At 66.1% G+C, this 17,971-nt stretch carries 17 protein-coding genes; 9 read left to right on the forward strand and 8 right to left on the reverse strand.

The window, feature by feature from the left end:
• Positions 1–127: 127 nt before the first annotated feature.
• A complete protein-coding gene (locus ACIQ7H_RS19705) occupies positions 128–406 on the forward strand; it encodes a hypothetical protein (protein WP_395794739.1) in 279 nt (92 codons plus the stop codon).
• Between the two features lie 82 nt (positions 407–488).
• On the opposite strand, the gene ACIQ7H_RS19710 is transcribed toward ACIQ7H_RS19705, so the two are convergent.
• On the reverse strand, positions 489–1,043 hold the full coding sequence (locus ACIQ7H_RS19710; protein WP_395794741.1) for a carboxymuconolactone decarboxylase family protein: 555 nt from the start codon (positions 1,041–1,043) through the stop codon (positions 489–491).
• A 107-nt stretch (positions 1,044–1,150) separates the two neighbouring features.
• Here ACIQ7H_RS19710 and ACIQ7H_RS19715 point away from each other — a divergent pair, with 107 nt between their 5' ends.
• Entirely contained in the window at positions 1,151–1,981 is an 831-nt protein-coding gene (locus tag ACIQ7H_RS19715; protein ID WP_395794743.1) for an AraC family transcriptional regulator, read from the forward strand.
• 50 nt (positions 1,982–2,031) lie between these two features.
• Here ACIQ7H_RS19715 and pgaD read toward each other — a convergent pair whose 3' ends face one another.
• The 5 genes from pgaD to ACIQ7H_RS19740 form a co-directional block, all read right to left on the reverse strand.
• On the reverse strand, positions 2,032–2,583 hold the full coding sequence (pgaD, locus tag ACIQ7H_RS19720; protein ID WP_395794745.1) for a poly-beta-1,6-N-acetyl-D-glucosamine biosynthesis protein PgaD: 552 nt from the start codon (positions 2,581–2,583) through the stop codon (positions 2,032–2,034).
• Positions 2,580–3,848, reverse strand: a complete 1,269-nt coding sequence (gene pgaC / locus ACIQ7H_RS19725) for a poly-beta-1,6-N-acetyl-D-glucosamine synthase (RefSeq protein ID WP_395794747.1) — start codon at positions 3,846–3,848, stop codon at positions 2,580–2,582. The genes pgaD and pgaC overlap by 4 nt, the downstream gene beginning before the upstream one ends.
• 13 nt (positions 3,849–3,861) lie before the next feature.
• The gene (gene pgaB, locus ACIQ7H_RS19730; protein WP_395794749.1) at positions 3,862–5,634 is read right to left on the reverse strand and encodes a poly-beta-1,6-N-acetyl-D-glucosamine N-deacetylase PgaB; all 1,773 of its coding nucleotides are present in this window, start codon (positions 5,632–5,634) and stop codon (positions 3,862–3,864) included.
• Positions 5,631–7,730 carry a tetratricopeptide repeat protein gene (locus tag ACIQ7H_RS19735; RefSeq protein WP_395794751.1) on the reverse strand — a complete coding sequence of 700 codons (2,100 nt, stop codon included), beginning with the start codon at positions 7,728–7,730 and terminating at the stop codon, positions 5,631–5,633. Before ACIQ7H_RS19735 ends, pgaB begins: the two co-directional genes overlap by 4 nt.
• A gap of 280 nt (positions 7,731–8,010) precedes the next feature.
• The gene (locus ACIQ7H_RS19740; RefSeq protein ID WP_395794753.1) at positions 8,011–8,772 is read right to left on the reverse strand and encodes an SDR family NAD(P)-dependent oxidoreductase; all 762 of its coding nucleotides are present in this window, start codon (positions 8,770–8,772) and stop codon (positions 8,011–8,013) included.
• A gap of 412 nt (positions 8,773–9,184) precedes the next feature.
• On the opposite strand from ACIQ7H_RS19740, the gene ACIQ7H_RS19745 reads away from it, so the two are divergent.
• The 6 genes from ACIQ7H_RS19745 to ACIQ7H_RS19770 all read left to right on the forward strand — a co-directional run bounded on the left by ACIQ7H_RS19745 (position 9,185) and on the right by ACIQ7H_RS19770 (position 11,854).
• The gene (locus ACIQ7H_RS19745; RefSeq protein ID WP_395794755.1) at positions 9,185–9,733 is read left to right on the forward strand and encodes a hypothetical protein; all 549 of its coding nucleotides are present in this window, start codon (positions 9,185–9,187) and stop codon (positions 9,731–9,733) included.
• A gap of 54 nt (positions 9,734–9,787) precedes the next feature.
• A complete protein-coding gene (locus ACIQ7H_RS19750; protein ID WP_395794757.1) occupies positions 9,788–10,195 on the forward strand; it encodes a hypothetical protein in 408 nt (135 codons plus the stop codon).
• 57 nt (positions 10,196–10,252) lie between these two features.
• Positions 10,253–10,627 (forward strand): hypothetical protein, encoded by a 375-nt coding sequence (locus ACIQ7H_RS19755; protein WP_395794759.1) that lies wholly within the window; start codon positions 10,253–10,255, stop codon positions 10,625–10,627.
• A 194-nt stretch (positions 10,628–10,821) separates the two neighbouring features.
• Entirely contained in the window at positions 10,822–11,220 is a 399-nt protein-coding gene (locus tag ACIQ7H_RS19760) for a hypothetical protein (RefSeq protein ID WP_395794761.1), read from the forward strand.
• Positions 11,221–11,269: 49 nt separating this feature from the next.
• Complete coding sequence (locus tag ACIQ7H_RS19765; RefSeq protein WP_395794763.1) at positions 11,270–11,536, forward strand: SHOCT domain-containing protein; 267 nt, start codon at positions 11,270–11,272, stop codon at positions 11,534–11,536.
• A 42-nt stretch (positions 11,537–11,578) separates the two neighbouring features.
• The gene (locus ACIQ7H_RS19770) at positions 11,579–11,854 is read left to right on the forward strand and encodes a hypothetical protein (protein WP_395794765.1); all 276 of its coding nucleotides are present in this window, start codon (positions 11,579–11,581) and stop codon (positions 11,852–11,854) included.
• An 80-nt stretch (positions 11,855–11,934) separates the two neighbouring features.
• Here ACIQ7H_RS19770 and yjjJ read toward each other — a convergent pair whose 3' ends face one another.
• Positions 11,935–13,323, reverse strand: coding sequence for a type II toxin-antitoxin system HipA family toxin YjjJ (yjjJ, locus tag ACIQ7H_RS19775; RefSeq protein WP_395794767.1), 1,389 nt, complete (start codon positions 13,321–13,323; stop codon positions 11,935–11,937).
• Between the two features lie 358 nt (positions 13,324–13,681).
• Here yjjJ and ACIQ7H_RS19780 point away from each other — a divergent pair, with 358 nt between their 5' ends.
• A complete protein-coding gene (locus ACIQ7H_RS19780) occupies positions 13,682–16,069 on the forward strand; it encodes a protein kinase (RefSeq protein ID WP_395794769.1) in 2,388 nt (795 codons plus the stop codon).
• A gap of 1,032 nt (positions 16,070–17,101) precedes the next feature.
• On the opposite strand, the gene ACIQ7H_RS19785 is transcribed toward ACIQ7H_RS19780, so the two are convergent.
• The gene (locus ACIQ7H_RS19785) at positions 17,102–17,794 is read right to left on the reverse strand and encodes an aspartate/glutamate racemase family protein (protein WP_395794771.1); all 693 of its coding nucleotides are present in this window, start codon (positions 17,792–17,794) and stop codon (positions 17,102–17,104) included.
• Positions 17,795–17,971 lie beyond the last annotated feature (177 nt).

Consider the following 17,971-nt stretch of genomic DNA (forward strand, 5'->3'; position numbering starts at 1 on the left):
GCGAGCGCACATGCGCCCGCCATCGCCGCACCTCCGAACACGCCATCGACCGCTCCTCCGTTGGGGAAACCGGAGACGGTCGGGAGAATCAGGTCAGGAAGGTAGGTGAGGTGGGCGGACGCTTACTGTGCAGCAGTGGCTTCAACATCAGGACGACCTCGGATTTCTCGATCAGGGTAGTGCTCAGCCACGACACCCGATCAGCGCGCGTGCGCTGGGTCTGCCGGTCATCAATCGGCACGCCATCGAGGTGCGGCAGCAGGGCGGGGATGCTGCGAATGCCGTGGCGGACCGCTACGGTTTGGACAGCATCGACATTGAGCCTGGGACAGGCGGTTTGATTGCGAAATCGGTGGCGATGCTCTCCAGCGCCGGCAGCAGCGCCTGGGGAGGTCCGCAGCCATGAGCGAAGACATCGATGAGGATGGCCCCGCACACAATGTTCAAAACTCGAATTGTCGGATTCGGTGAGCGCGCTCGGAGTGGGCTCAGGCGGCCCGCTCCAGGGCGTCGATGTCGACGGCGGGGAAATCGACTTCGGTTCCGGCCAGATGGTTCACGTAGTTGCTCAACGTGTTCATCGCCACCAGCGCAACCACTTCGATGGCCTCGCCCTCCGAGTGCCCGGCCTGCAGAAAGGACTGCAGCGCGGCGTGGTCGATCCAGCCGCGCTGCTCTACCACCGCGTGGGCGAACTGGGCGAGCGCGGCATCTTTGGCATTCAGACCGCCGCCCTGGCGCGCGGCCGCGATCTGGGCGTCGTTCAGGCCGACACTGCGGCCGACCGCCGTATGCGCGGAGACGCAGTAGCCGCAGCGATTGGCCTGGCCGACCGCAAGCGCCACGATCTCGCGCTGGCGCGCGTCGAATTGGCCCTCCGCTTCGGGGCTGCGGAAGGCCAGAAAGCCGTGCAGAGCCGTGGGTGAATGGGCAAGGGTGGCGTAGACGTTCGGCAACCTGCCGAACTTGGTCTTGATCGCATCAAGGGTGGCGGCGATGACGGGGCTGGCTGCAGCGACGGTGAGAGGGGCGATACGTGGCATGGGAGCGGTCCTTGGGTCGTTGTGGGTGAGTCCACGGAAGGCAGTTTGCTGCCGCGTCCAATATCATTGGCGCCAGATCGTCTTGATATGAACCCCAAGAGTCTCAGATGGCCGACCGATTGAGTGCCTTGCTGGATCGCTTCGCACTGAGCGCACGGGTGTTCCACTCCGGCCGCCTGTGCGGCACCGCGCGCTTTGATGACGACGCCGATGGCGTCGGGCATCTGCATGTGCTGCGCGGCGGCGCGATCGATCTGGTCGATCGCCACGGTGTCAGCCAGCGATTGGATGCGCCGACGCTGCTGTTCTTTCCGCGGCCGTTGCCGCATCGGCTGGTGGCACCCGAAAGTGCGCCCGCCGAGTTGGTCTGCGCATCGATCGCTTTCGGTGCCGGCGGAGGTGACCCGCTCAGCGCAGCCCTGCCCAATCACGTGGTGCTGCCATTGGCCGATGCGCCTGCTCTGGCCAGCGTGCTCGACCTGCTGTTCGACGAAGCCTTCGCCGAAATCTGCGGGCGTGCGGTGGCCTTGGACCGTTTGGCGGAGCTGCTGATCCTGCACCTGCTGCGGCACCTGCTGAGCGCGGGCGAGGTGCGCAGTGGGCTGCTGGCGGGGCTCGCGGATCCGCGGTTGTCGAAGGTGCTGATCGCGTTGCACGCCGCGCCGGCAGAGCCCTGGACGCTGGAACGGATGGCGCAGGTGGCCGGCATGTCGCGGGCGCGCTTTGCCGTGCATTTCCCGGCGGTGCTGGGACAAACGCCGATGGAATACGTTACCCAATGGCGCCTGGGTTTGGCGATGGCGCAGCTGCGACGCGGTCGAGCCGTCAAGCAAGTGGCGCACGCGGTCGGCTATGCGACCGCTTCGGCGCTGGCGCGGGTGTTCGCTGCCCGGCTCGGCTGTTCGCCCTTGGCTTGGCTTGCAAGACAGACCGGCTGAATGCGCACCCGGCATTCAGCGGCACGCGGGAGGTTTTCCCCTTGAGGCCCTCAACCGCGTCGCAGCGGCTTCGGCGGCTCCATGGTCTGGGTGAAACCCTGCGGCAGGCCATCCTCGCTCATGTGCAGAACAATTACCGGGCTCTCGCTGAAACTCGCGCGCATGCGCTTGGGCAGGTCGAGCGGGGCGTTGATGGCGGCTGCGACCACGGCGTCGGACACCGGCGGCGTGGCGCGGCGACGCTCCACTCCGGTGAAGCGCCAGCGGTTGAACTCACCCCAGCCCAGCAGCAGGCCCGCACCGATCCCGGCGAGGATCGGCAGCAGCAGGCCGGGCGTACCGGTGCCGGCCAGCAGGGGTGCGCTCAGTTCCAGCCAGGCGTAGCGCAGGCCCAGCGCCCAGGCCAGCGAGGTCAGCAGGGGCGCGATCAGCCACACATAGGCGGCCCAGGCCGCTGCGGTCAGCACGCGGCCGACCACACGCTGCGTCGCGCTGGCGCGCTCGGGTTGTTCAATGATGGGTGCGTGCGCCGCGCGACGGTCGTCGGCGTTTTCGGCGCTTGCGACGGCTTCCGTCACAACGTCGATCTCGCTGTGGCTCATGTGCCCACGCCGCGGTCGGGGCTGACCCAGGTCGCGCGCTTGCGCTTGCCGCGCGCCAGGGTTTTCGGCACCGCCCACACGGTGGTGAACAGGCTCAGCAGCCAGTAGGCGATCGGGTACCAGACCATCCAGAAATAGTTACGGCCCACACCTTGTTCGTAGCGGCGGTCGATCACCATCGAGATCGCGAACTGGGCCATGCAGATCAGCGCCAGCACCATGCCGTGCCAGCGCGGCAGCACGGTGTCGACGTACAGCGCTGGCGGCATCTCGAACACCAGGCCCAGCGCCCACAGGATCAGGATGCCCAGCATCACGTAGGCCCAGATCACGCTGGTGAAGTATTCGGCCAGCACGCCCCACATGCGACGCTTGCGCCAGCTCAGCAGATTGCGCGCGTGCTGCTGCATCACCTCGACCCCGCCCTGGGCCCAGCGCAGGCGCTGCTTCCACAGGCCCTTGAAGGTTTCCGGCATCAGGATCCAGCACAGCGCATTCGGCTCGTAGCGGATGTCCCAGTGGTCCAGCTGCAGGCGCCAGCTGATGTCGATGTCCTCGGTGATCATGTCCTCGGACCAGAAGCCGATCCGCTCCAGCGCGGTCTTGCGGAAACCGGCGATCACGCCCGACAGGGTGAAGATGCGGCCGTACACGCGCTGGGCGCGTTTGATCATGCCGATGATCGAGCTGAACTCGCCGACCTGCAGGCGCCCGAGCAGGGTGCTGCGGTTGCGGATGCGCGGGTTGCCGGTCACCGCGCCAACGCGCGGCCCCGAGGACAGATGCCAGACCATCCAGCGCGTGGCCCAGGGGTCGAGCATCGCATCGCCATCGACGCACACCAGATACTCGCCGCGCGAGGCCAGCGTGCCCATGCGCAGCGCGTTGGCCTTGCCGAGGTTGCGATCGAGGTGGATCACCCGCAGTTTGGAGAAGCGCTGGGTGAGCCGGTTCAAATGCTCGGCGGTGTCATCGCGCGAGCCGTCGTTGATGGCGATGATCTCGAAGTTCGGATAGATCTGCGCCGCCAGCGCCGAGATCGTGTCCTCGCAGTTCGGCCCCTCGTTGTGGCAGGGCACCAGCAGGGTGACGAAGGGATAGCTGCTCATCTCCGGCGGCAAGTGACGCGGCGGGTCGAATCGCTCGCGGCGCAGGAAGTAGTACAGCCCGCCGGTCATCCACACGATCGACATGGTCGCCGGGTAGTAGAAGGCGAAGCCGAAGAACAGCGACAGCAGTTCCGGGTTGGAGAGCCAGTCGCTCATGCGCGGTCAGGGCTCATGGCTGCAGGTACGGGAAGCGACGCGCGCTGGCCATTGCTCGTGCCGCCCGCAGGCTGGGCTGAGCGCCGATGAAATCGTCCGGGTAGTAGGCCAGGTGGCGAACCCCGCGCGCACGCACCTGACGCGCCAGTTCGATCAGCTCGGCCTCCGCCAGCGGGCGGCCGGTGTTCCAGTCGCGGCTCTGCAGCACGAAGACGGTGCGTTCGAACAGTGGATCGATCGTCGCAACCGCCTCGGCCAGCTGCAGCAGCCACGCCTGAGGATCACCCGCGCCCTCCAGCCACGGCATCGCCATCAGCGCGACGTGATCGTAGGCGGCCAGCATCGAGGCATGCGTCTGCGCGAACCCGGCCCCGCTGTCGGGCTGCAGCACCGGCCGCGCATACAGGTTGCGCGCACTCGCCAACCGTGGCCGCACCGATTCGGCGCGTGCTTCCAGGGTGCGCGTGAACTCGATCAGCAGCTGCACGCGCTGCGCGTCATCGGGCAGGGCGTCGCGCAGTTCTGACGCGCGCAGCAGCGCGTCGTCATGGAACAGCAGGCCGCTGATATGCGCATGCGCGGCCATGTCCTGGTAGAGATCGCCGATGTAGCCGGCGGCATTTGGATCGGTCGGGTCGATCCGCGGGATCTCGCCGGCTTCGCCCTTCAACATGCGCGGGCCATCAACGCCGATGGGCCACTCCCAGCCCATCACCGGCATCCAGGCATGCACCTGCACGTAAGCGCGGGTGCGCAGCAGCCAGGTCACCCGGCCGAACAGGTCGGCGCGCATCGGCAGATGCCGGTTCGGAAAATAGACGGCATCCGCGGCGCCATTGCCGTCAGGGTCAGCGAAGGCCTGCAGCCAGACCGTGGTCGGCGCCACCGCGCGGACGCGTTCGACCAGTGCATCCAGATTGCGCTCCAGCTGGGCCGGATCGGCGTCATAGACATAGTCGAGGTCGATCTGCATCGCCCGCAGGTCCGGCGGTCGACGATCACGAAGTTCGGCCGCGAGGTCGGCCAGCGTGCTCGCCGCGCTCAGATCAAAGCGCGAGAACACCGGTAGCCGATCGTTGACCTGCCCGCCGGCGGGCCCGCCCAGCCCGAAGGTCATGCCTTGGGCGGAGGCAATGGTCTGCGCGGCGGCGCTCCAGGCACCGAACGGCCAGGCCACAGCGCGGCTGGGGGCGCCGAGCTCGCGCTCGAACAGCTGCTGGCTGTGCGCCAGGTCGGCGTTCATGCGTGCGGCGTAGTCGCCCGGGTTCTCGTAGCGGCCGTCGATAAAGGCGCGGGTGCTGGCTTTCGGCATCCCCAAGCCCATCGGTTCACCGGCGATCTGTGCGTCCAGCGCGTGCCCGGAGCTGATGAACTCGACCGAGCCCTCCGCCGCCATGGCGCGCACCTCGGCCCAGTCGAGACGATCCGCATCGACCCCGATGCGAGCAGTCGGCAGCGCCGCCACGGCCGACCAGCCGTAGGCCCGCAGCAGTGGCCAGACTTCGGTTGCCAGCGAGCGGTGCCCACCGTCGAAGCTCAACAACACGGACTGCTCCGGCAAGGCTTCGCCGTTGTGGCGGGCTTCGATCACCTGCTGCAGCGAAACCGCCTGCCAGCCGTTGCCCGCCAGCCAGTCGAGCTGGGCGGCGAAGTCCTGCCGGCTGACCGCCTCGGTGCGTTCGTCGGGCAGGGTTTCAAGCACGTCGGCATAGCGCAGCACGCGCAGTTCGGCCTGCGCCACGCCGCTTAGCCCCAGCAGCAGGCACAGTGCGATCCAGCGGCTCATTCACCACCTCCCATGCGCAGCACCAGCGCCCAGCGCGCCTCGCGGTTGCCGTCGTAGACCGGACAGCTGTAGCGCAGCCCCAGCGAGAACTCGTGGCCCGCGATCGGCAGCCAGCGGGGCATGATCTCGATCGCCGGCACCCAGTGGCTGCCAAAGCCCTGCTGCCATGTGCGGCTGATATCGAGATCGACTCGCAGACGCCACGCTTCGCTGTAATCGCGTGTCAGCAGTTGGTCGACAGTCAGGCCCAGATCCAGGCTGGCGTCGCGGCTCGGGTTGAAGTAGGGCGCATCGATCCTGCTGCCGCGTCCCGCGCCCGCGCCGCTGCGGGTGTACCACTCACGCTTCGGCTGCGCCGAGAGCTGCTGCCGGTGCGATACATACACGCTGGTCCGCACATTGCTGTCTTCGTAGCGCAGGTGTTCCAGGCTGAAGCCGGTGCGGCTGCGCTCATCCGGGCTGCGGCTGGCGCCCAGGCGCAGGCCATCGGCGCGGATGCCCGCGGCGCGCGCCTGCAGTGAGGCAAACGGCGCGTGGTGCCACACGCTCGCGCTGTTGCGCCACAGATCGCTGTGGCGCCAGTCGAACCACAGTCCCAGCGTGTTCTCGGTGACGAAATCGTCGCGCGTGCGGCTCAGCTCGACGCCATAACCGGCGCGATTCTGCCGCGAGCTGGCGGTCACACCGACGCGTTCGCGCTCGACCCGCTGGCCCTGGAAATCCGCCCAGTGCAGGCCGTACAGCGCACCCAGGCGATAGCGATCCCTCAACAGCGGCCCCTCCACCCGCGCATTCAGGCGGAACTCGCCACTGCCACCCGGCCCGCCCGGTCCGACTTCGCCGGCATCCTTCAGGCGCGAATCTGCGCGTAGCGCCTCGATCGACCACTGCGCACCGCGGCGGCGCTCCCAGCGTGCGCGGATGCCCTGGGTCTGGCGGTGTTGGCCGTAGTCGGCCAGCACCGACTCAAACAGCGGCTTGGCCTCGATGTCGCGGTTCAAGTCGAGCAATGCCTCGATTTCGGTCAGCCTCGGTGGCAGCGCCAGTGGCGCTTCGGTCTGCGCGATCTGGCTGGTGGTCAGCGCGCGCTCGGGCCAGCCGCGGCGACGCTCGATGCCGGCGCGTGCGTCCAGCAGGCCGGCGTCCAGTGGCGCCAGTTCGCTCAGGCTTTCGATGCGCTGGTAGGCCGCCGCCAGCTGTGCGCTGAAGCTCTCGATCAGAATCGAATTGAGGTCCACGCCCTGCCGGCTCCAGCGGATCGCGCCGTCTTCGCCGAACGCCGGATGCTCGACCAGCCAGTCGGCCAGCAGCGACCGCGCGTCCTCGAATCGCTCCATTTCCAGCCATGCATAGGCCAGCAACACGGTGGCTTGCTCGGACCCGGGCGAGTCTTCAAGCACGGCCTCCAGAAGCTCCGCCGCCAGCGCCGGCTCGCGACGCGCCATGTGCGAGTCGGCTACGGTCACCCGCAGCCAATCGGGCAGCTCGATGCCGGCCTGCGCGCGCGCCTCGACCCGCTCGATCACCTCGTCATGCCGGCTGAGCAGGTTCAGAGCCAGCAGCCGATCGTTGTCGATGCGCTGCGCTGCGCCAGAATCCTGACGCTCCGCGCGCTCCAGCAGCGATTCCAGGCTGTCCATCACCGACTTGAGCTCGGCACTGCGTCGATCAGGGTCGGCCTCCAACTGCACCCAGTTGAGCCGTCGCGCTTGATAGCGCATCTCGAAACCCAGTGCCTCATTGGCATCGAACAGTGCAGCGTGCGCGCGGTACTGGCGCCAGGCCTCGCCGGCGCTGCCGAGGTCGGACAGGGTCAGCGCGCGCTCGCGCAGCGCACCGCGGTGGGTCGGTTCCAGCGTCAAGGCATTGGCGTAGTGCTGCAGCGCCATGGGCCACTGCTGGGCATCGCGAGCGACCCGCGCTGCCGCCAGCTCGACCTCGAAATCCGCTGAATTTACAATGCTTTGCGAGTGACGCCCTGCGTCAGCTTGCGGCCCTGCAGCGACCGAATCGTCGGCAGAAGCATTGAAGGCGGCCATCGATGCAGCGCAGGCCGGCGCCAGCAGGGCGGCCCGCAATCGGGAAGACAGCGACAAGGCGGCTCCAGGCGGCGCGGCGGCGCCGTCGTTGATGGATAGGGTGGCGTTCGGCACCTTGAGGTGCTCTCGGCATTGTCGATGGAAAGCATTAAATGTGCCACCGATCACGCATCGCCACACGCAAACCTGTCAAGGAGCGCAGCGCGCCGGCCGCGGCTCGGCGCACTGTGGGGCAACTGGCTCTGGGTCGAAACCCAGTTGTATCAATCACTTGAGCAATCGAAGCGACCGTACGCGGGGCCGGAATGCCCTCAGCCCGCGACCTGCGAGGCGTGAATTACTTCGGCGCCAGCCGGATCGCCCCGTCCACCCGGATCACCGTGCCGTTCATGTAGCTGTTCTGCAGGATGAAGGCGACCGTGTCGGCGAACTCGTCCGGCCGGCCCAGCCGCGAGGGAAACGGCACCTGCGCGCACAGCGAGGCATACACCTGCTCCGGCATGCCATCGACCATCGGCGTGTGGAACACGCCCGGCGCCACCGTCATCACACGGATGCCGACCCGCGCGAACTCACGCGCCATCGGCAGCGTCATCCCGACCACACCGCCCTTGCTCGCCGAATAGGCCGCCTGACCGATTTGGCCCTCGAAAGCCGCAATCGACGCGGTATTGATGATCACCCCGCGTTCCCCCTCGGCATTCGGCTCATTGCCCTGCATCAGCGCCGCCGCCGCCTTGGCCACATTGAAACTGCCGACCAGGTTCACCCGCACCGTGGCCTCGAACTGCGACAGCGGCATCGGGCCATCCTTGCCCAACACCCGACCCGCGCCGAGGATGCCCGCACAGCTGATCGCCGCATTCAAACCGCCCAGCGCCTCACGCGCCGCCGCCACCTGGGTCGTGATATCAGCCTCGCTGCTGACATCCGCACGAAAGAAATGCGCCCCCAGCTCAGCCGCCGCCGCCTGGCCGCGCTCCTCGCTGAGATCAAACAGCGCGAGCTTCGCGCCCTTGCCAGCCAGATGCCGCGCGGCGGCCAGGCCCAGACCACTGGCACCGCCGGTAACGATGGCGCGGACTTCGTTGAGCTGCATGGGGGATCCTTGGAGGTGGAAGAGGGGTGGGGATTGTAGGTGGTGCTCTGGGCCGTGGAGTCATGGCAGCAAAGATGGACGTGGTGGCAGTGATGCGAAATGACTGAGCGGATACGCGGGCGGCGCCCGGTTCGATGAGCACGCGGCGGGGCCCGCGGCTGAGCGCGTGGGCGACACTCCGCAGGTTGATCACGGCTTGCGGCAGGGTGAGTCGAGTGAGACGATCCAGCCCCGCCGGAAGGCTGAGCCAGCGGGCCGGGTCAGGCGGACGGATTGGGCGGACAGGGTGCTTGCAAGTCACTGATTTAAGAATGTATTGAGTACTTGGTCTGTTGCGGGGCGACCTGCTTATGCAGCAGCGTTATCACGGACGGGTTCCGTCTAATGGTGGTTATTTGGCTTGGGTAGCGTAATGGCGATTTCCACAGCATCGAAAGACAAACTACGCCCTGGGTGGGCTTATGCTGCCAGCCTTTCGTCGCTCTCGAAGGGTCTTGAGTCTGTCCAGGGTCTAACGAGACTGCCTGTTTTCTTCTCTCGTCACCCCGGAGTTTTAGATGGTGCCTTCGAGTCGACCATCAAAGAATCGGAGCTGTATCCACTTATCCGCGCGGCGTTCGTTAACCATCAAATTGGAATCTCGTCTAGTCAATCGTTGATTGAAGAGGGTTGGTACGGCGAACGCCGGGAGTTGCATGTTTTCGGGATTCCTTCCGATCTTCGAGCGATGGCTGGCGACCTTCTCAAGTCAGATCAGCTTGGCTTCGCGACAGTTGCCCAGTGGCTCGCTGCTCCCCGAACGGACACCTGGAAGAGCGGTTTACACTATCTTTGGATCTCGGTTGATGCGTCAGGTAAATCACTGGCGTACGTTGAATCCGAGGGGCGAGATGGGTGGAGGTGGACGCCGTCCAACTATGCGTTCAAGCGGACCGCTGGGAAAGACTTTAGTGCTCAATGACGGACTATCGGCCAGCGGCCTCTTAACGCGGCGTTGGATGCCATGACACATGCCGTGCCCTCCAAAGAACAAGCCGCTTCTGCGCTTTGCATCGCGACCATTCCTCGCCTCCTGTCATCCGGGCACGTCGATGTTGCGGATAAGCTGGCCAACATCCATGGATTTTTAAAAAGCGGCGCCATGGAGCAGGTATTTGAGGTATATCGCACCCTTCCCAGGCACGATATTGCGGACCTTTGGGAGAGCATGGACTGGATGCTAAGCGAGGACGAAAGAACTCCTGTGCGCGAGAGAGCATTGACTGCGGCCTATTACAATCAGACGCTGCGTGCGTTGGGAGATCTTCGGGTCTCGCTGCTTTACGGGTTTCAGCGACCCGTGGTTGAATCATCTCCTGCTGCAGTACAGCAACTTGCTGACGAGCTAGCATCTGCTCTTGAGGCTCGCGCAGATGGCATCTAACAATTCACTCGAGCCGAACCCGCTTCGCGGGTCGGCTTAAATCAGGTGTTGGATGTCATGAGAACGTTCAAGGTAGCCCTCAGCTTTCTTCTCTACATCACAAGTTGCCTCGGCCTGCTGATCTCGCCGATGTATATCTCTATGGCGCTTGCCGCTTACTCAGCAGACTTCGTGGCATCCCATGGTCCGCGTGTTCCAGCCTTTAGCGCTAGCGCACTGTCTCTAATGCGTCACGCTGGGCCGATCTGCTTTTCTGTTCTGGTCGTTTCGCTCCTTCTAGCTGTCATGGCGGTCCGAAGGTCGGAAGACAGGCAGGCCAAGCTTTACTGGCTTGGGATTCTGGCAAACATCAACTTCTATACCGTCGTCTTCCTCTTTGGCTCTGTTCTGATCGGCTTCTTCCTCTTGCCAAAGGTCGCAAATGGCGTCTAAGTATTCACTCGAACCGACGCACCAATCGCTTCGCGATTGATGCGCAGCTTGGTTCGCGCATTAGACCCCGCAAGTCTTTAGGCTGGAAAACGCCGAACGAGGCCCTCGCCGAAGAGATTGAAGCTTTTGCCCAGACTGTTGCACTTGCAGGTTGAGGGCGCCCTGGCTCAAGCGGATAGCCAACGGCGCGCCACTTGGCCCGCGAGGCCGTGCTGGTTGTTATCGGCCGCGTGCGCCAGTCTTCACACTGTCGGCCGCCGCTTAGCTCGAACTCTAGTCGTTTCAAATTCCAGCTTCTCACCCCGCCGGCCACTATGGCATCAAACTCGATGATTGACCGTGCAACGGGCATAGTAGGTTTGTCCGTGGCTGTGCCTTTTGGTTTGCTTCAGTGCTACGTTCCGCAGTCTCCATCGGATCGTATCGAGCCGTTCACGGACGACATCGGCCTGGCCGAGGTCTATTCCATCGAACGCCATCAGCTGCATATCGCTTGCACCCGTGCGCGTGATGTGCTGTTAGTTGCGGGCGTGGCGCCAATGTCGGAGTTTCTGGATAGTCTTGGCGACGCGCAATCCGCAGCCGCTGGCTGATACCCGGGGCAGGGCGAGTACTTCTTCAGCATTCCAATCGGAGAATCCAGTGGGAAGTTTCAGCGTGTGGCACGGCATCATTGTTCTCTTCGTTGTCCTGATACCGGCGGTCTTTGTTGCGGGCATCGTTTGGCTGGCGATTCATCTGTCGCGTGCGCGTCGCGACAGGGATGGCGCGTCTGGGTCATCCGCGCTCAGTCATCTCGGTGTTGATGTGGCGAATCGCCTTGCTCGATTGGGCGAGCTGCTTGCAGAGGGTCAGATAACGCAGGAAGAATACGATCGTCAGCGCGCAGCGATCATTGCCGGTGTGTAGGCGGTCAGATCTCGCCGTATCCAGAGCATTCGCGAGGAAGGTATGAGAAGAGAGAAGCGATTTTCACTGTTCGCCCGCGTGGTGGGTGGCTTGAGTGCTCTGTGCTTGATCGGTGTGATGGTGGTTTTTGTCACCTACGGCATCGGTGTGATCTCGGGGGTGGTTCTCGCTGCATCCGTGACGGGTCTGGTCGCCCCGTGCGTGACTGCAGGAGCTTCCTTCTTGGAAATGCTGGAGGCGATCGTCGAATTGTTTGCAGAAGGCATCTCGACCTTGGTTGAGGCTGTATTGGATTTCTTCTCGTCTCTGTTCGGATAGCGAAAGCGCTCGGCGAGCCCGAGTTGTCCGGTGCGTAGTTACAGGCTTGTATCGCGGCAGGCTTGGTGCTGGACGCGCAGTCAACGAGCACCCGCTAGCGCAAATGTGTCCGCATACCGCCCCACCACCGCCCGGTTCTCCCGCGCCAACGCCCTTAGCTCATCCGAGCCAATCGACTCACTCTCCGCCACCACTTCCCAAAACCGCTGCGCCGCTTCCGCCGCCCAAGCGATATGCGGCACTTGCCCGGCGCGTTCCGGCGCCGACAGCTGCAGCGGCGCAGCCACGCGCACCGCGCCGGTGTTCGATGGGGCGAGTGACATCGGCAGCATGTCGTAGGCGGGGGCGAGGGGCAGCGGGCCGGTGTCGTTGAGCTGGAAGCCGAGGTTGCCGGCGTGCATGTCGGTGTTGCCGATCAGGCGGCCGAACCACTGCAGGCGGGTGATCTGGTTGGCGGTGTCGCGGGTGATCCAGCCCTGTGCGGCCAGCTGTTCGCCCTCCAGGCTCCAGTCGCGCGGGGCGGCGCCGACAAAGGCGGCGCCGATGGACATCAGGGATACGAAGCCCAGGCGGCCGAGCCGATCCGGTGTGCGGTCGAAGCGGCGCACCTCCAGGCAGGTGTAGCCCTGCGATTCGATGATCGTGGCGTCTGCGGCGGGCAGGCCGGCCTCGCGCAAGCAGCGCAGGGCGATCGATTCGCACACCAGCAGGTCGGCCCAGCGGCGCGCGGCGTGGCCGCCCTCGGGTACGGCGAACTTCACCAGCGCGGCGTAGCGCTCGCTTTCGCCATAGACAGTTGTAGTGAATTTTGGCTGTTCGCCGCCGGGCGATGAGCCGATGTCCTCGCCGGCCAGGGCCTGTTGCGCCCAGTCGGCATAGTGACGGCCGCGTTCGCTGGCGTTGATGGAGTCGCTGGGGTCCGCGCGTTCGGCCAGCGCCAAGTCCACGGCAGCCGAGCCCAGCAGCAGATCGCCGATGCCGGTGCCGCCGCTGCGGCTGATCGCCAGCACGGTGTCGCGCAGCCCCCAGCGGTTCAGGTCCTTGGGCACGCCCAGGCGCGCGGCCTGCCGATGCGCCAGGGTGCGGCCCAGAAAACCCTGCGGGCGCAGGTCATCGATGAACCAGGGCAGGCCCGGGAAATGGCCCGGGATGTCTTCGACCGGCCGCAGCAAATTGGGTCGCGCGCCGGCAGGCTCGAACTGGAAGCGGTCGCCGCGCAGAGCGAGCAGGGTGCCGAGTTCCTCCAACGTGGCGTCGCCGCGCATGCGCCACAGCGGCCAGGCGCTGCCGGCCTCCATGCGGCTGCGCGCGGCATAGCAGGTGGCGCGCGCCTTGCCGATGCGCAGAACCTGATCGCCGGCCTCGGCCACCAGCCGCCCCAGCACGGGGCGGCTTATGTTCAGCGCCTGCAACAGTTGGCTGGCGGGGATCGGTGCGCCGCTGCCCAGCAGGCTCAGCAGGTCGTTCACGGTGGCGGATGGAGCGCGTGGCATGACGGTGGTGGCCGTTTCTTTACGATATTTGGACGATAACAGCGGGCGTGGATAGATGAAAGGAGTGTAAAAACATTGTGGTAGATGTTTGCCGGTGGCGGGGAATCTTTACGATTCAAATAACGTAGACGGAGCTTGATGGCAGAGGTGGGGGCTTGAGCACACCCCGCCCTCTCCCCAACCCCTCTCCCGGCGGGAGAGGGGCTTGAGCTGGGGCTTTGGGGCGGGGTTTGGATCAGGAACGTGTCCTGCTTGGCAGCCGAAATGCGGCACAGGGTGAACATTTGCAACGCCGGCCGGAGTATCCTCGCGGTCAGTCCCCGCTCGCCCTGCCATGGCCACCCCTACGCCGACCCCTGAACTGTCCCCTGACGAGCTCTCGGAGCTGCTGTCTGCCTACATGCCCGACATTCCGGGCTATCGGGTGATGCGGCGGCTGGGGCAGGGCGGTATGTCGTATGTGTACCTCGGCCTGCAGGAGTCGCTGGATCGCCAGGTGGCGATCAAGGTGATCGTGCCGACCGCGCTGAAGGACGAGATCAGTAAGCTGCGCTTCGAGCGCGAGGCGCGCACCATCGCCAACCTGCAGCATCCGGCCATCGTCAGCATCTACGACGTCGGCCGCACCGAGCTTGGCCTGCTGTACTACGTGATGCCCTACCTGCCGCGTGGCCATTTCGGCCAGCGTGACCTGCGCGAAGAAGAGCCGCGCCTGCTGTCGATTCTGCGCGCCCTGCTGTGGGCGCTGGACTACGCCCACGAGCGCGGCGTGGTGCATCGGGATATCAAGTCCGAAAACGTTCTGTTCGACAACGTCGACCGGCCGCTGCTGACCGACTTCGGCATCGCCATGCACCGCGGTGATCGCAACCGCGTCACCGATGGCGGCTTCGCGCTGGGCAGCGCCACGCATATGGCGCCGGAGCAGGCCCGCGGCGAGCGAGTCGACGGCCGCGCGGATCTCTACAGCATCGGCGTGCTGGCCTATGAGCAGCTGGTCGGCGAGCTGCCGTTCCAGGCTGATGGCCCGCTGCCGATGGCGGTGCGGCATGCGGTGGATCCGGTGCCGCGGCTGCCGGCGGCGAAGGCGCACTGGCAGGAATTCATCGACCGCGCGCTGGCGAAATCACCCGATGCGCGCTTCGCCAATGCACAGGAAATGATGGCGGCGCTCGACCATATCGAGCGCGAGCGCTCCGCCACTGCGGCTCCGCCGCGGCCAGTTGAAGTGGCGCCCGCGATACCTGCGCGCGCCGCGCGTCGCGGTGGCATCAACCCGGCGTTCGTGGCCGTGGCCGCCTGTGTGGTGTTGCTGCTGGCAATCGTGGTGGCGATGCAGGCCTGGAATATCGGTGGGACTTCGACACCCGCGCCGAGTGAGCGTGGTGGCGCGGATGCAGCCGACACCGCCGTGGCGGCGGCCGACGGCGCGATGGCTGCGCCGGGCGGGGGTGCGGAGGCATCGCAAGCTCGCGTAGATGCGGGCGTCGCGTCATCGAGCACACAGGTCGGGTTGGACACCGCGGCGCAGGCGCCGGGCTTGGGCGTTCAGACGCAGGAGACTGTTCCGGCGCTGGACAATGAATCCAGAGGCGCGCTGATCGGTATCGACGACAGCGCGCTGATATTGGACGCGCCGGTGGAGACCGCACTCTCGCCCGAGGAAGAGGCCGCCGCACTGGCCGAGGCTGCGCTGCCGGCGGACGAGCGCGCCCTGCGCTCCGCCGCGCGCCAGATCACCCGCCTGCGGCTGACCCAGCCGCCCGGCGACAACGCGCTTGAATCGCTGCAGCTCGCGCGCAGCCTGCAGGCTGACCCGGCACAGTTGGCACGGCTGGGCAGGAAGTGGTTGACCGCGCTGCAGCCGCATGTTGCCGCGGCGTTCGAGCGCGGCGGCGAGCGCCCCGAGCTGCGCCTGTACACGGCCGCGCGCGGCTTGGCCGAGGAGCATGAGCTGCGCGACAGCGAGGGCTGGCGGGCGATCGAGCAGGTCGCCGTCGATTGGCTGCGTGGTCGTCTGCGCGTGGCGCTGAAGGCGCAGGATCTCGCCCGAGTGCGCGCCATCAAGTCTGAAGCCGCGCCGCTTGGCATCGCCCCCAGCGCGCTGGAGCCGCAGTGGTCGCAGGGCATCGTCATCGCGCGGGTGGGCGAGCGTGTTGCCGGCACCGCGGCCCTGCTGCTGCGGCGATTGCCGCAGGGTGAACGCCCGGGTTTGGCCGCGATGCCCGGGCCGGTTACGCGCGCCGAATACGCGCTGTTTGCCAGCGGCCGCGAGGCTTCCAACTGCCGCGTACGCAGCGCCACCTTCAACCTGCGCAAGCGGCGCTGGAACGCTCACGGTTTCGAGCAGCGCGATGATCAGCCGGTGGTCTGCGTCAGCTTGTCCGATGCAGTCGCCTATGCCGCATGGCTGGGTCAGCGCGATGGCCAAACCTATCGTTTGGCCACGGCCGACGAATGGCGGGCCGCGTTGGCGGGCGACAGCGCCGCTGCGACGTGTCGGCAGCAGCCTGCCTCCTGTACCGGCAAGCAGCACATCCGCGAGTGGCCCACCTCCTGCGGCGCCAGCTGCCCCCGCCAGCCGGTGCTCGGCTTCAGCTGGCGCGACGCCACCGATGATTCCGACCCTCGCGATGAAACCGTCGATGCCGCTCAGGGCTATGACGATGTCGGCTTCCGGCTGGTGCGCGATGTCAGCCTCGCGGAGTTGGAGCAGCGCTGAGAGCGGCGTAGTGGTTTCGATGATGCGGCGATAGTTGTTGCCGCTCCACGGATTCGCGGCGATGCGACCGTTAGGCGGCGCAAATGCTGAAGCCAGTCGGCGGGCCGGCCTGCGTGGACGCGATCGTGCGGGAGCGCGCTTTGGTAGGTTGGGTTGAGCCGCAGGCGAAACCCAACGTCGCGGCGGTTGGGCTTGCCGGGAGGTTGTGGAGAGTGTCCTCGCCCGGACCTGCGCAGCGGTTTTGCTCACTCGCAGCCTTGCCGAGATTGCGCTCGCCCCGAGCGCTATGACCGAGCTCGACGCCAGCGTGCAGTCCGCGCCGTTGGGTTTCGCTGCGCTCAACCCAACCTACCGAGTTGGCGCGGTGGCGGTGGGTCGAAGGTGCGAGGTTTGTTCGGTTGCGCTGCGATCGCCCGGCCGTCATCGTGGGCATGGTCTTGCGGCAGCGTGCTTCGGTAGGTTGGGTTGAGCCGCAGGCGAAACCCAACGTCGCGGCGGTTGGGCTTGCCCGGAACGCCGTGGAGAGTGTCCTCGCCCGGACCTGCGCAGCGGTATTGCTCACCCACAGCCTTCGACGAGATTGCGCTCGCCCCGAGCGCAATGACCGAGCTCGACGCCAGCGTGCAGTCCGTGCCGTTGGGTTTCGCTGCGCTCAACCCAACCTACCGAGTTGGAGCGGTGGCGGTGGGTCGAAGGTGCGAGGTTTGTTCGGTTGCGCTGCGATCGCCCGGCCGTCATCGCGGGCATGGTCTTGCGGCGGCCTGCTTCGGTAGGTTGGGTTGAGCCGCAAGCGAAACCCAACTTCGCGGCGGTTGGGCTTGCCCGGAACGTTGTGGAGAGTGTCCTCGCCCGGACCTGCGCAGCGGTTTTGCTCACTCGCAGCCTTGCCGAGATTGCGCTGGCCCCGAGCGCTATGACCGAGCTCGACGCCAGCGTGCAGTCCGCGCCGTTGGGTTTCGCTGCGCTCAACCCAACCTACCGAGTTGGTGCGGTCGTGGTGGATTGATTGCAGGTGTCTCGCCTGCAGCCGGTTCAGCTCAGGGCCCAATCCAGCGCCGAATCCACATGCAGGCTCATGGTGTCGAACAGCGGTGCCGGCACGTGTTCGGGTTTCAGCAGCAGGCCGATTTCGGTGCAGCCGAGGATGATGCCTTCGCAGCCGGCATCTAGCAGGCGGGTGCAGGCTTCGCGGTAGAGCGCTCGCGAGGGTTCTTCGATCCGGCCGAGGCAGAGTTCGTCGAAGATCACCCGATCGATCATGTCCTGGGTCGCTGCGTCCGGCACTTCGACCTGCAGCCCGAAGCGTTCCGCCAGGCGCGCGCGGTAGAAGTCCTCGCGCATGGTGAAGCGGGTGCCGAGCAGGGCGACGCGGATGAGTCCGGCGGCGCGAATGGCGGCGCCGGTGGGGTCGGCGATGTGCAGCAGGGGGATCGCGCAGCGGGCTTCGATCGTGGGCGCGACCTTGTGCATGGTGTTGGTGCATAGCAGCAGGCCTTCCGCCCCTGCCCGCTGCAGGCCGTGCGCGGCATCGGCGAGCAGCTCGCCGGCGCGCTGCCAGTCGCCAGATCGCTGCAGGGCTTCGATGTCGGCGAAGTCGACGCTGTGCAGCAGCAGCTCGGCCGAGTGCAGGCCGCCCAGGCGCTTGCGCACGCCCTCGTTGAGTGCGCGGTAGTAGAGCGCGGTGGATTCCCAGCTCATGCCGCCGATCAGGCCGAGTCTGCGCATGCGGTGCGTCTCGCTTTGGATGTGGTTCGGGAGTTTGCAGCAGGGGCGTGTGGACGTGGTGCGCGGCGCTGCGCTCCGGCCGGACCCTCATCCGGCGCTGCGCGCCACCTTCTCCCATGGGGAGAAGGGCAGCGAAGCTTAGCGCCGCGCTGCGGCCTGCTCTGGACTTGTTGATCA

The organism is Aquimonas sp. (assembly GCF_044377145.1).
Taxonomy (GTDB): domain Bacteria; phylum Pseudomonadota; class Gammaproteobacteria; order Xanthomonadales; family Xanthomonadaceae; genus Aquimonas.

Excerpts from the sequence above, each read along its gene's own strand:
- pgaD (WP_395794745.1), bottom strand. The coding sequence starts at position 2,583 with ATGAGCCACAGCGAGATCGACGTTGTGACGGAAGCCGTCGCAAGCGCC.
- ACIQ7H_RS19785 (WP_395794771.1), bottom strand. The coding sequence starts at position 17,794 with ATGCGCAGACTCGGCCTGATCGGCGGCATGAGCTGGGAATCCACCGCG.
- ACIQ7H_RS19770 (WP_395794765.1), top strand. The coding sequence starts at position 11,579 with ATGAGAAGAGAGAAGCGATTTTCACTGTTCGCCCGCGTGGTGGGTGGC.
- ACIQ7H_RS19780 (WP_395794769.1), top strand. The coding sequence starts at position 13,682 with ATGGCCACCCCTACGCCGACCCCTGAACTGTCCCCTGACGAGCTCTCG.
- pgaB (WP_395794749.1), bottom strand. The coding sequence starts at position 5,634 with ATGAGCCGCTGGATCGCACTGTGCCTGCTGCTGGGGCTAAGCGGCGTG.
- pgaC (WP_395794747.1), bottom strand. The coding sequence starts at position 3,848 with ATGAGCGACTGGCTCTCCAACCCGGAACTGCTGTCGCTGTTCTTCGGC.
- ACIQ7H_RS19710 (WP_395794741.1), bottom strand. The coding sequence starts at position 1,043 with ATGCCACGTATCGCCCCTCTCACCGTCGCTGCAGCCAGCCCCGTCATC.
- ACIQ7H_RS19755 (WP_395794759.1), top strand. The coding sequence starts at position 10,253 with ATGAGAACGTTCAAGGTAGCCCTCAGCTTTCTTCTCTACATCACAAGT.
- ACIQ7H_RS19745 (WP_395794755.1), top strand. The coding sequence starts at position 9,185 with ATGGCGATTTCCACAGCATCGAAAGACAAACTACGCCCTGGGTGGGCT.
- ACIQ7H_RS19715 (WP_395794743.1), top strand. The coding sequence starts at position 1,151 with ATGGCCGACCGATTGAGTGCCTTGCTGGATCGCTTCGCACTGAGCGCA.
- ACIQ7H_RS19740 (WP_395794753.1), bottom strand. The coding sequence starts at position 8,772 with ATGCAGCTCAACGAAGTCCGCGCCATCGTTACCGGCGGTGCCAGTGGT.